Raw genomic sequence first — 12,200 nt, 5'->3', positions numbered from 1 at the left:
CTCGACGTGCCGGAGCGGTCAGCGACCGCACCTACCCTGCTGGGGTGACCAGCACCACGGCCCGCCCCGGACCCGCGACGCCCTCGCCGCAGGACCCGGCCCCGGCCGCCGGCCGCCTGGGCCGCGGCACCCGGGCGGTGCTGCTGGCCAACCTCGTCGCCGAGGTGGGCATCGTGGTCACCGGCGGAGCCGTCCGGCTCACCGGGTCCGGGCTGGGCTGCCCCACCTGGCCGCAGTGCGCGCCCGGCTCGTACGTGCCGACCGTCCACCAGGCCCAGGGCTTCCACAAGTACATCGAGTTCGGCAACCGCACCCTGACGTTCCTCGTGCTCGTGCTGGCCGTGGCCGCCCTCGTGGCCGTGTGGCGGCTGCGCGGCCCGGACGGCGCCCCGCGCCGCCGGCTGCGCGCCCTCGCCGTCGTCCCGGTGGTGGGGGTGCTCGCCCAGGCCGTCATCGGCGGCATCACGGTGCTGACGCGGCTGTCACCGGTCACCGTGTCCGTGCACTTCCTCGTGTCGATGGTGCTGGTGGCGGCCTCCACGCTGCTCCTCCTGAGGGCGCTCGAGGGCGACGGCGCGCCCCGGCTGCTCGTGCACCGCGCCGTGAGGATGCTCGCCGTGGGCCTGGTGGCGGTCAGCGCCGCGGTGCTCGCCGTCGGCACCGTGGTCACCGGCGCCGGCCCGCACTCCGGTGATGCGGTCGAGCCCGCCCGCTACGCCCTCGACCCGCGCACCGTCAGCTGGCTCCACGCCGACCTGGTGCTCCTGCTCGTCGGCCTGCTGGTGGGCCTGCTCGTGGCGCTGCACACCTCCCCGTCACCGGCGGTGGCGCGGCGCCGCGGCTGGTGGGTGCTGGGCGTGGTGGTGCTGCAGGGCGCGATCGGGTACGTCCAGTACGCGACCGCCCTCCCCGTGGGGCTGGTGGCGCTGCACATGCTGGGCGCCTGCCTGCTGGTGGTGGCGGTGACCGCGCTGTGGACGTCCCTGCGCGAGCGCACCGGCGCCGCCGCGGCCACCCCCGCCCGCGCCGCCTGACGCTGCCCCCCGTCCTCGCTGGCTCGGGGTGGCCCTGGTCCCGTCGGAGTGGACCAGGGCCACCCCGGTCCGTCCGGGGACGGGACCCCGTCCACCCACCGCGGCGCAGCGGCGGAGTGCCGCGAGGTCGGTCTCGGCCACGGACTCCGGCCACGGCGCAGCCGGGCTCCACGTGGGGGTGCCCCGTCGTCGTCCTGAGCTCCCAGGGGCTCGCGCTGAGTGGCTCTGGTGCACCTGCGGACGGGACCGGGGTGGCCCCGGTCCTCTAGGTGTGGACCGGGGCCACCCTGAGCCAGCAAGGAGGAGACGAGGACGACGACGACCGGCGCTGCCGGCGGCCCGCCGGCTGCGCTCAGCCCGCCAGGCAGGTCAGGAGAACAGGGGCTGCAGCGGCACGACCGCGTCCACGGCGATCGCGAGGAACAGCAGCGTCAGGTAGCTGATGGAGGTGTGGAACAGGCGCATCGCGCCGACCTCGTCTGCGGAGGTGACGCGGCGGGCGCGCCGGAGCAGGCCGTGGGCCTCCACGAGGAACCAGCCGCCCAGGAGCACCGCGGCGGCGGCGTAGACCGGGCCGGTCGGGGCGATCGGCACCAGCAGCAGGGAGGCGGCGACCATGGCCCACGCGTAGGCCACCACCTGGCGGCCGACCGTCAGCGGCGAGGCGACCACGGGGAGCATCGGCACGCCGACCTCGGCGTAGTCCGCCCGGTACTTGATGGACAGCGGCCAGTAGTGAGGCGGGGTCCACAGGAAGATCACCGCGAAGAGCACCCACGGCGTCCAGGACAGGCCGTCCGTCACGGCCGACCAGCCGATGAGCACCGGCATGCAGCCCGCGGCGCCGCCCCAGACGATGTTCTGGCTGGTGCGGCGCTTGAGGCCGAGGGTGTAGACCACCACGTAGAAGCCGATGGCCAGCGCGGCGAGCAGCGCCGAGAGCGGGTTCACGACGAGCCCGAGCCAGAGCACCGACAGGGCGCCCAGCACGAGCCCGAAGGCCAGCGCCTCCGGCGGGGTCACCACGCCGGTGACCAGCGGGCGCTTGCCGGTGCGGTGCATCCGCATGTCGATGTCGCGGTCGATGTAGCAGTTGAGGGCGTTGGCGCTGCCCGCCGCGAGGGTGCCCCCGACGAGGGTGGCGCCGAGCAGCCACAACGGCGGCAGCCCGCGCTGCGCCAGCATCATCGTCGGCACCGTGGTCATGAGGAGGAGCTCGATGATGCGCGGCTTGGTGAGTGCGACGAAGCCGGCCACCCGCTGGCGCCGGGTCCAGCGGGAGCGGGCGCCACGGGCGTCCTCGACGGCGGTCACGAGCGGTCGCGGTCCTCGCTGGAGCAGGGGCCTGACGGAGCGGCTCCCAGGCGGGGCGCGGCGGTCCTCAGGGCACGGACGGGGCCACTGTACGGCCCCCTCGTCCCCCGGGTGGCAGGGTGACGCGTGGCGCCCGACGCGCCGGTGAGTAGGCTCACAAACGACAGCAGAGCCGCACCACTGGACGACACGCGCGCGGCGGCCCCCTCCCGCGCCGCGCGGAGGGAAGGACAGCTCAGTGACACAGACCAGCGCCCAGACGACCACCGCGGGCAAGCTCGCGTGGGACGAGGTCGACCAGCGCGCCGTGGACACCGTCCGCGCCCTCGCCGCCGACGCGGTGCAGAAGGTCGGCAACGGCCACCCCGGCACGGCCATCTCCCTGGCCCCCCTGGCGTACCTGCTCTACCAGAAGCTCCTCACGCACGACCCGGCCGACACCACCTGGGACGGGCGCGACCGCTTCGTGCTCTCCGCCGGCCACTCGGCGCTCACCCAGTACATCCAGCTGTACCTGGGCGGCTTCGGGCTCGAGCTCGACGACCTCAAGGCGCTGCGCACCTGGGGCTCCAAGACCCCCGGGCACCCCGAGTACAAGCACACCAAGGGCGTCGAGGTGACCACCGGCCCGCTGGGCCAGGGCGTCGCCAACGCCGTCGGCATGGCCATGGCCGCCCGCCGCGAGCGGGGCCTGCTCGACCCCGACGCCGCCCCGGGCGAGTCGGTGTTCGACCACCACGTCTACGCCATCGCCTCCGACGGCGACCTCGAGGAGGGCGTCTCCGCCGAGGCGAGCTCGCTGGCCGGCACGCAGCAGCTGGGCGGCCTCACGGTCATCTACGACCAGAACAACATCTCCATCGAGGACCAGACGGAGATCGCCTTCACCGAGGACGTGGCCAAGCGCTACGAGGCGTACGGCTGGCACGTGCAGACCGTCGACTGGACCCGCGGCGGCTCCCACGACGACGGCGAGGGCTACGTCGAGGACGTGCAGGCCCTGTGGGACGCGCTGCAGGCGGCGAAGGCCGAGACCACCCGCCCGAGCTTCATCGCGCTGCGCACGATCATCGCCTGGCCCACGCCGAAGCTGCAGAACACCGGCAAGTCGCACGGCTCCGCCCTCGGCGACGACGCGATCAAGGGCCTCAAGCAGGTCCTGGGCCTGGACCCCGAGAAGACGTTCGCCGTGGACGACGAGGTGCTGGAGCGCACCCGCGGTCTGGCCGCCCGCGCCCAGGAGCTGCGCTCCGGCGCTGACGGGTGGGACGCCCGCTTCGCCGCCTGGCGCGCGGCGAACCCCGAGCGCGCCGCCCTGCTGGACCGGCTGAAGACCCGCTCCCTGCCCGAGGGCTGGACGGAGTCGCTGAAGTCCTTCCCGGCCGGCAAGGCCGTCTCCACCCGCAAGGCGAGCGGCGAGGTCCTCACCGGCCTGGCCGGCGTCCTGCCGGAGCTGTGGGGCGGCTCGGCCGACCTGGCGGAGTCCAACAACACGACGATGGAGGGCGAGCCCTCCTTCCTGCCCGCCTCGCGGCAGACCCCGATGTGGAAGGGCGGCCCGTACGGCCGCACGCTGCACTTCGGCATCCGCGAGCACGCCATGGGCGCGGCCATCAACGGCATCGTGCTGCACGGCGGCACCCGCGCCTACGGCGGCACGTTCCTTCAGTTCAGCGACTACATGCGCGCCTCGGTGCGCCTGTCGGCGCTGATGGAGATCCCCTCGATCTTCGTGTGGACGCACGACTCGATCGGTCTGGGCGAGGACGGCCCCACCCACCAGCCGGTCGAGCACATCGCCGCGCTGCGCCTCATCCCGGGCCTGGCCGTCGTCCGTCCCGCCGACGCCAACGAGACCGCGTACGCCTGGCGCGGCGCGCTCGAGCACACCGAGAGCCCGACCGGCCTGGTGCTCTCGCGCCAGAACCTGCCCGTGTACGACCGCGAGGTCTTCGGCTCCGCCGAGGGCACCCTCAAGGGCGGCTACGTGCTCGTGGACGCCGACGACTCGCTGGGCGACCTCCAGGTCATCATCGTGGCCACGGGCTCCGAGGTGGAGGTGGCCGTCGCGGCCCGCGAGCAGCTGCAGGCCCAGGGCATCGGCACCCGCGTGGTCTCGATGCCGTGCCGCGAGTGGTTCGCCGAGCAGGACGACGCCTACCGCGCGTCCGTGCTGCCGCCCTCGGTGAGGGCCCGGGTGTCCGTCGAGGCAGGTGTGGCCGCCGGCTGGCGCGACGTGGTCGGCGACGCCGGCCGCTCGGTCTCCCTCGAGCACTTCGGCGCCTCCGCCGACGGCGCCCGCCTCATGCAGGAGTTCGGCTTCACCGCCGAGAACGTGGTGGCGAAGGCGCACGAGTCCCTGCAGGCCGCTGCCGGTGGCGACAGCCCCGGCTCCGTCGCGGGCTCGTCGTCGCCCACCGGCGGCACCGGCGACCGCTGATCCTCCCCGGCGGAGCGCGCGCCGCGCGAGCGGTCGCGCGGCGCGCACTCCGCCACCAGGCTGGTCGCCGGGGCTCCCGCGGGACCTCGTGTCCCGCGGGAGCGCCCGGCGCCCCGCCCCCCGGGGACGTCGGACGTCCCCCTCCCCCGACCCACCCACGCACCTGGAGCGCCCTCATGACCAACGCGAACCTCGCCGCCCTCTCGCAGGCCGGCGTCTCGGTGTGGCTCGACGACCTGTCGCGCGAGCTCGTGCAGACCGGCCGCCTGGCCGAGCACGTCGAGCAGCACAGCGTCGTCGGGGTGACGAGCAACCCGACGATCTTCGCCAGCGCCCTCAAGAAGGGCGACCGCTACTCCGACCAGGTCCGCGAGCTGGCCGCCTCGGGCGCCGACGTGGACGAGGCCGTCTTCCAGATCACCACGCGCGACGTCCGCGAGGCCTGCGACGTGCTGCGCCCGGTGCACGAGCGCACCGGTGGCAAGGGCGACGGCCGCGTCTCGCTCGAGGTCGACCCGCGCCTGGCGCGCGACACCCAGGCCACCACCGAGTCGGCCCGCACCCTGTGGTCCGCGGTGGACCGCGAGAACCTCTACATCAAGATCCCGGCGACGGTGGAGGGCCTGCCGGCGATCACCGCGGCGATCTCCGAAGGCATCAGCGTCAACGTCACGCTGATCTTCTCCCTGGACCGCTACCGCGCCGTCATGAACGCCTTCCTCACCGGCCTGGAGCAGGCCCGCGAGAAGGGCCTCGACCTGGCGCCCATCGCCTCCGTCGCGTCCTTCTTCGTGTCCCGCGTGGACACCGCGATCGACCCGCAGCTCGACGCGATCGGCTCTGACGAGGCGAAGGAGCTGCGCGGCAAGGCCGCCCTGGCGAACGCGCGCCTGGCCTTCCAGGCCTACGAGGAGGTCTTCTCCTCCCCGCGCTGGCAGGTGCTCGCCGAGGCCGGCGCCCAGGTGCAGCGCCCGCTGTGGGCCTCCACGGGCGTCAAGGACCCCGCCTACCCCGACACCCTGTACGTCAGCGAGCTGGTCACCGACGGCGTCGTCAACACGATGCCCGGCACCACGCTGGAGGCCTTCGCCGACCACGGACAGGTGACCGGCGACACCATCAAGGGCTCCTACGCGGAGGCGGAGCGCGTCATGGACGGGCTCGAGCGCCTGGGCGTCTCCTACACGAAGGTCGTCGAGGACCTCGAGACCGAGGCCGTGGACAAGTTCGAGAAGTCCTGGACCGAGCTGGGCGACTCCGTCCGCGACGAGCTCGAGCGCGCCTCGGCCCAGGCCGGCGCCAGCGACGACGAGTGACCGGCCGGCCCCCGCGCCACGCGGTGCCGCTCCGCCCGGCCGTGGTCCGCTGATGTCCCTGCTCCACCCCGGCGCGGGTGCGGGGGTCGCGCAGAACCCCCTGCGCGACCCCCGCGACAAGCGCCTGTCCCGCATCGCCGGTCCCTGCGGCATGGTGATGTTCGGCGTCACGGGCGACCTCGCCCGCAAGAAGCTGATGCCGGCCATCTACGACCTCGCCAACCGCGGGCTGCTGCCGCCGGGGTTCTCCCTGGTGGGGTTCGCCCGGCGGGACTGGGCGGAGCAGGACTTCGGGCGCATCGTCTACGACTCGGTGCGCGAGCACTCCCGCACGCCGTTCCGCGAGGAGGTCTGGGCTCACCTGGCCGAGGGCTTCCGGTTCGTGCCCGGGGAGTTCGGTGACGCCGCGGCGTTCGCCCAGCTCGCCGAGGTGGTGCGCGACCTCGACGCCCAGCGGGGCACCGGGGGCAACCACGCCTTCTACCTGTCCATCCCGCCGGGCGCGTTCCCGCAGGTGTGCCAGCAGCTGGCGGCCTCGGGGCTGACCGACCCCGTGGAGGGCTCGTGGCGGCGCGTGGTGATCGAGAAGCCGTTCGGCCGCGACCTCGCCAGCGCCCGCGAGCTCAACGCCGTGGTCGGCAGCGTCTTCCCCCAGGACTCGGTGTTCCGCATCGACCACTACCTGGGCAAGGAGACGGTGCAGAACCTGCTGGCGCTGCGCTTCGCCAACCAGATGTTCGAGCCGCTGTGGAACTCCAACCACGTCGACCACGTGCAGATCACCATGGCCGAGGACATCGGCATCGGCGGTCGTGCTGGCTACTACGACGGGATCGGCGCCGCGCGCGACGTCATCCAGAACCACCTCCTGCAGCTGCTGGCCCTCACCGCCATGGAGGAACCGGTCTCCTTCGACGCGCGCGACCTGCGCGCCGAGAAGGAGAAGGTGCTCTCGGCGGTCCGCCTGCCGGCGGACCTGGACGCCAACACCGCGCGCGGGCAGTACGCCCCGGGCTGGCAGGGCAGCGAGCCGGTGAAGGGCTACCTGGAGGAGGACGGCATCCCGCCGGACTCCACCACGGAGACCTACGCGGCCGTGACCCTGGAGGTCGACACCCGCCGGTGGGCCGGGGTGCCGTTCTACCTGCGCGCCGGCAAGCGCCTGGGGCGGCGCGTCACGGAGATCGCGGTGGTGTTCAAGAAGGCGCCCCACCTGCCCTTCGAGTCCACCGCCACCGAGGAGCTGGGCCAGAACGCCCTCGTGGTGCGGGTGCAGCCGGACGAGGGGGTGACCCTGCGGTTCGGCTCCAAGGTGCCGGGCACGCAGATGGAGGTCCGCGACGTCACGATGGACTTCGGGTACGGGCACTCCTTCACCGAGTCCTCCCCCGAGGCGTACGAGCGGCTCATCCTCGACGTGCTCCTGGGCGACCCGCCGCTCTTCCCGCGGCACGAGGAGGTCGAGCTCAGCTGGCGCATCCTCGACCCCGTCATCGCCCACTGGGCCGAGCAGGGGCAGCCCCCGCCGTACGCCTCGGGCTCGTGGGGCCCGGAGCAGGCCACGCAGATGCTCGCCCGCACCGGCCGCACCTGGAGGCGCCCGTGATCGTCGACATGCCGCGCACCTCCACCGCGGCGATCGCCAAGAAGCTCGTGGACCTGCGCGACTCCGGCGGTGCCGTGGCCCTCGGCCGCGTGCTGACGCTGGTGGTCCCCACGGACGACGAGCACGCCGAGACCGCCATCGAGGCCGCGAACGACGCCAGCCGCGAGCACCCCTGCCGCATCGTCGTGCTGGCCGCCGCCGACGAGCGCGGCACGTCACGCCTGGACGGGCAGATCCGCGTGGGCGGGGACGCCGGCGCCAGCGAGGTCATCGTGCTGCGCAGCTACGGGCCGCTCACCGGCCACGGGGCGGCGATGGTCATCCCGCTGCTGCTGCCGGACGCGCCCGTGGTGGCCTGGTGGCCGGGAGAGGCGCCGGCGCACCCCGCCTCCGACCCCATCGGGGCGATGGCGCAGCGGCGCATCACGGACGCCGCCGGCTGCGCGGACCCGGTCGACACGCTGCACCGCCTCGCCGGACGGCACGTGCCCGGGGACACCGACTTCGCCTGGTCCCGGCTGACCCTGTGGCGCGGCCTGCTCGCGGCGGCGCTGGACCAGGTGCCCGCGGACCGGGTCACCTCGGCCACGGTGACGGGGGCCAGCGACAGCCCCAGCACCGAGCTGCTGGCCGCGTGGCTGGCGCTCACCCTGCGCTGCCCCGTCACGCGCGTCAGCGGCCCGACCGGCGGCGGCATCGTCGGGGTGCGCCTGGAGCGGCCCGGCGGCGCCGTCGAGCTGGCCCGCCCGGACGGCAAGGTCGCCACCCTCACCCAGCCCGGCCAGCCCGAGCGCCGCCTGGCGCTGCCGCGGCGGTCCAACCGCGACTGCCTCGCCGAGGAGCTGCGCCGCCTCGACCCCGACGACATCTACGGCGAGGTCATCACCGCGGGCCTCGCAGCGCTGGACGCGGGCTCCGAGGGGCACCTGGAGATGGCGGAGGCCCGCTCCAGCGGGCGCGGGCCGGACGTGGCCGAGCAGCTGCGCCACGGCGCCGAGCTGGACGCCGCCGCGCACGCCCGCGCCGCGGCCATCGCGGCGGCGGACCCGCCGCCGGAGAAGCCGACCGTCGGAGAGGACGCCTCATGAGCAGCTACGGGTCGCGGTCGGCCGCCGAGGTGGTCGTCCACCCCGACAAGGACTCCCTGGCCGCCGCGGTCGCCGCGCGCCTGGTGGTGCGCGTGCTCGACGCGCAGGTGCGCCGCGGGCGCGCGTCCGTGGTGCTCACGGGCGGCACCGTGGGCACGCAGGTGCTGCGCGACGTCGCCGCCTCCCCCGCCTCCCGCGCCGTCGACTGGTCGCGCGTGGACCTGTGGTGGGGCGACGAGCGGTTCGTGGCCGCCGACGACGGCGACCGCAACGCCGTCCAGGCGCGCGGGGCGGTGCTGGACGCCCTCGCCCAGCAGGGGCTGCGCGAGGAGGCCGTCCACGTCATGCCCGCCAGCGACGGGCCGGACGGCGACGACCCGGAGGCGGCCGCCACCCGGTACGCCGCCGAGCTCGCCGCCGCGGCGCGCGAGGAGGGCGTCGGCGGGGTGGTGCCGGTCTTCGACGTGCTGATGCTGGGGGTCGGCCCCGACGGGCACGTCGCGAGCCTGTTCCCCGGGCACCCGTCGCTGGAGGCGGGCCAGGAGGTCGGCCACGAGGTCATCGCCGTGCACGACTCCCCCAAGCCCCCGCCGACCCGCCTGTCGCTGACCCTGCCGGTGATCGCCTCCGCGGAGGAGGTCTGGCTGGTGGTCGGTGGCGCCGACAAGGCCGACGCCGTCGCCGAGGCCCTCGCGGGCCCGGGCCCGCTGCCCGCCAGCCTGGTCAGCGGCACCGCGCGCACCCTGTGGCTGCTGGACCGGGAGGCCGCGAGCAGCCTGTGACGGCTGCGCGAGACCCAGCGGGGCCGAGCGGGGGCCGAGGGTGCGGGCTCGGTGTGACGGGTCGGGGCGGCTGCCCTAGCGTCTGGTCCGTGAGCACCCCTCCCGTGGACCCGACCACCACGTCCGCCTGGGCCGGCCTGCAGGCCCACCACGCCGAGACCTCCCCCGACCTGCGGCGCTGGTTCGCCGAGGACCCGGAGCGCGCCCGCCGGCTGACCTTCGACGCCGCGGACCTGCACGTGGACCTGTCCAAGAACCTCGTGACGGACACCACCCTGTCGCTGCTGGTGGACCTGGCCGAGCAGGTGCGCCTGCCGGAGCGCCTCGCGGCGATGTTCGCCGGCGAGCACATCAACGCCACCGAGGACCGCGCGGTGCTGCACACGGCGCTGCGCCGCCCGCCGGGCGCCCGGCCCGCGCTCGTCGTCGACGGCCAGGACGTGGACGGTGACGTCCAGGCTGTCCTGGACAAGGTGTCGGCGTTCGCCGACGCCGTGCGCTCGGGCTCCTGGACCGGTGTCACCGGCGAGCGGATCCGGACGGTGGTGAACATCGGCATCGGCGGCTCCGACCTCGGGCCGGTGATGGCCTACGAGGCGCTGAAGGCCTACAAGCACCCCGACCTCGAGGTCCGGTTCATCTCCAACATCGACCCGACCGACCTGGCCGAGACCGTCGCCGACCTGGACCCGGCCACCACGCTCTTCATCGTCGCGTCCAAGACCTTCGGGACCCTGGAGACGCTGACCAACGCGCGGCTGGCCCGCGCCTGGCTCTGGGAGCACCTGGCCGCCGCCGGAGCGCTGGAGGACGACGACGACGCGCGCCGCGCGGCCGTGGCGAAGCACTTCGTGGCGGTGTCGACCGCGCTGGACAAGGTCGCCGACTTCGGGATCGACCCTGACAACGCGTTCGGCTTCTGGGACTGGGTCGGGGGGCGCTACTCGGTGGACTCCGCCATCGGGACCTCGCTGGCGGTGGCCATCGGGCCGGAGGCGTTCCGGGACTTCCTCGCCGGCTTCCACGCCGTGGACGAGCACGTGCGCACCGAGCCGCTGGCCACGAACGTGCCGGTGCTGCTGGGCCTGCTGAACGTCTGGTACGTCAACGTCCTGGGCGCCCACACCCACGCGGTGCTCCCCTACAGCCAGTACCTGCACCGCTTCCCCGCCTACCTGCAGCAGCTGACGATGGAGTCCAACGGCAAGTCGGTCCGCTGGGACGGCACGCCGGTGACCACCGACACCGGTGAGGTGTTCTGGGGCGAACCCGGCACCAACGGCCAGCACGCCTTCTACCAGCTCATCCACCAGGGCACGCGCGTCATCCCGGCGGACTTCATCGCCTTCGCGAACCCGGCGCACCCGCTGCAGGACGGCGACGCCGACGTGCACGCGCTCTTCATGGCCAACTTCTTCGCCCAGACCAAGGCGCTGGCCTTCGGCAAGACCGCCGAGGAGGTCCGCGCCGAGGGCACCGCGGAGGACGTCGTGCCCGCTCGCGTCTTCAGCGGGAACCGGCCCACCACCTCGATCATGGCCCCGTCGCTGACCCCGTCGGTGCTGGGGCAGCTCATCGCGCTGTACGAGCACACCACCTTCGTCGAGGGCACCGTCTGGGGCATCGACAGCTTCGACCAGTGGGGCGTCGAGCTGGGCAAGAAGCTCGCCCAGGAGATCGCCCCCGCCCTCACCGGCGACACCTCGGCCCTGGAGTCCCAGGACCCCTCGACGCGGGGGCTCATCGAGCACTACCTGGCGCAGCGCACCGCCTGAGCGCCGGCGCCACCGCTTGACGGACGAGACGGACGAGGGGCTCCTGGGACGACCGGCCGGTCGTCCCAGGAGCCCCTCGGTCCGTCAGCCGCGCGTGCGACGCGCGTCAGGCGGGTGGTGTCAGAGCCCGCGCTTGGCGCGGTGCTTGGCGAGCGCGGCCTCGAGGATCGCCTTGCCGTCGCTCTCGGAGCGGCGCTCCTTCACGTACGCGAGGTGCGTCTTGTAGGGCTCCGTCTTGGGGGCCTGGGGCGGGTTCGCCTGGTCCTGCCCGGCGGGGAGGCCGCAGCGCGGGCAGTCCCACGTCTCCGGCACCTCCGACCCGGAGTCGAAGGCGAAGCTGGGCTGCGTCTCGTGCGCGTTGGCGCACCAGTAGGAGACGCGGCGCCGGGGCGCGGCGTCGCCGCGCTCCGCCTCGCCCATCGGCCCGGCGCCGACTCGGCTGCCCCGGATGGCGTTGCCACCTGCCACGGTGATCCCTTCGTCTGCTGGGGTGGGTGCTCAGGAACCGCTGGGGTCGAAGCGCTCGACGAGGCCGAGCGCGACGACCACGGCCGCCCACAGGAGGGCGTTGGCCACGGTGATCCGGTTGAGGTTGCGCTCGGCCACACCGGAGCTGCCCACGCTGGCCGACATCCCGCCGCCGAACATGTCCGACAGGCCGCCGCCCTTGCCCTTGTGCAGGAGGATCAGCAGGGTCAGGAAGAGGCTCGTCAGCGCCAGCAGCACCTGGAGCACGATCCGCAGGACGGTCACAGCCGACCAGAGTACTTGCTGGTGGGCGCCGCCGTGACCGCCATCACGCAGGTGGTCGCCCTGCGGCGCGGGAGCCCGGCGGAGACGGCGGT

General features: G+C 74.2%; 10 protein-coding genes. 7 read left to right on the top strand and 3 right to left on the bottom strand.

Annotation, left to right across the window (positions count from 1 at the left end):
* Positions 1 to 44: 44 nt before the first annotated feature.
* Positions 45 to 1,034 (top strand): COX15/CtaA family protein, encoded by a 990-nt coding sequence (locus H7K62_RS10555; protein WP_186717868.1) that lies wholly within the window; start codon positions 45 to 47, stop codon positions 1,032 to 1,034.
* Between the two features lie 369 nt (positions 1,035 to 1,403).
* Here the strand turns inward: H7K62_RS10555 and H7K62_RS10550 are convergent, their stop codons facing one another.
* Entirely contained in the window at positions 1,404 to 2,348 is a 945-nt protein-coding gene (locus H7K62_RS10550; protein WP_186717867.1) for a heme o synthase, read from the bottom strand.
* 238 nt (positions 2,349 to 2,586) lie between these two features.
* Here H7K62_RS10550 and tkt point away from each other — a divergent pair, with 238 nt between their 5' ends.
* The 6 genes from tkt to pgi all read left to right on the top strand — a co-directional run bounded on the left by tkt (position 2,587) and on the right by pgi (position 11,355).
* Positions 2,587 to 4,788 (top strand): transketolase, encoded by a 2,202-nt coding sequence (gene tkt / locus H7K62_RS10545; protein ID WP_186717866.1) that lies wholly within the window; start codon positions 2,587 to 2,589, stop codon positions 4,786 to 4,788.
* Between the two features lie 176 nt (positions 4,789 to 4,964).
* Entirely contained in the window at positions 4,965 to 6,104 is a 1,140-nt protein-coding gene (tal, locus tag H7K62_RS10540) for a transaldolase (RefSeq protein ID WP_186717865.1), read from the top strand.
* Positions 6,105 to 6,156: 52 nt separating this feature from the next.
* The gene (gene zwf, locus H7K62_RS10535) at positions 6,157 to 7,710 is read left to right on the top strand and encodes a glucose-6-phosphate dehydrogenase (protein ID WP_186717864.1); all 1,554 of its coding nucleotides are present in this window, start codon (positions 6,157 to 6,159) and stop codon (positions 7,708 to 7,710) included.
* On the top strand, positions 7,707 to 8,798 hold the full coding sequence (locus H7K62_RS10530) for a glucose-6-phosphate dehydrogenase assembly protein OpcA (protein ID WP_186717863.1): 1,092 nt from the start codon (positions 7,707 to 7,709) through the stop codon (positions 8,796 to 8,798). Before zwf ends, H7K62_RS10530 begins: the two co-directional genes overlap by 4 nt.
* Complete coding sequence (gene pgl, locus H7K62_RS10525; RefSeq protein ID WP_186717862.1) at positions 8,795 to 9,580, top strand: 6-phosphogluconolactonase; 786 nt, start codon at positions 8,795 to 8,797, stop codon at positions 9,578 to 9,580. Before H7K62_RS10530 ends, pgl begins: the two co-directional genes overlap by 4 nt.
* An 89-nt stretch (positions 9,581 to 9,669) precedes the next feature.
* Positions 9,670 to 11,355 carry a glucose-6-phosphate isomerase gene (gene pgi / locus H7K62_RS10520; protein ID WP_186717861.1) on the top strand — a complete coding sequence of 562 codons (1,686 nt, stop codon included), beginning with the start codon at positions 9,670 to 9,672 and terminating at the stop codon, positions 11,353 to 11,355.
* 120 nt (positions 11,356 to 11,475) lie between these two features.
* Here pgi and H7K62_RS10515 read toward each other — a convergent pair whose 3' ends face one another.
* Together H7K62_RS10515 and secG are read right to left on the bottom strand one after the other, a co-directional pair.
* A complete protein-coding gene (locus H7K62_RS10515; protein ID WP_186717860.1) occupies positions 11,476 to 11,823 on the bottom strand; it encodes an RNA polymerase-binding protein RbpA in 348 nt (115 codons plus the stop codon).
* Between the two features lie 30 nt (positions 11,824 to 11,853).
* Positions 11,854 to 12,108 carry a preprotein translocase subunit SecG gene (secG, locus tag H7K62_RS10510; protein ID WP_186717859.1) on the bottom strand — a complete coding sequence of 85 codons (255 nt, stop codon included), beginning with the start codon at positions 12,106 to 12,108 and terminating at the stop codon, positions 11,854 to 11,856.
* Positions 12,109 to 12,200: the final 92 nt, after the last annotated feature.

Source organism: Quadrisphaera sp. RL12-1S (genome assembly GCF_014270065.1).
Taxonomy (GTDB): Bacteria; Actinomycetota; Actinomycetes; order Actinomycetales; family Quadrisphaeraceae; genus Quadrisphaera.
The sequence above is the reverse complement of the archived record's forward strand: the minus strand, read 5'-3'. Positions and strand labels throughout refer to the sequence as shown.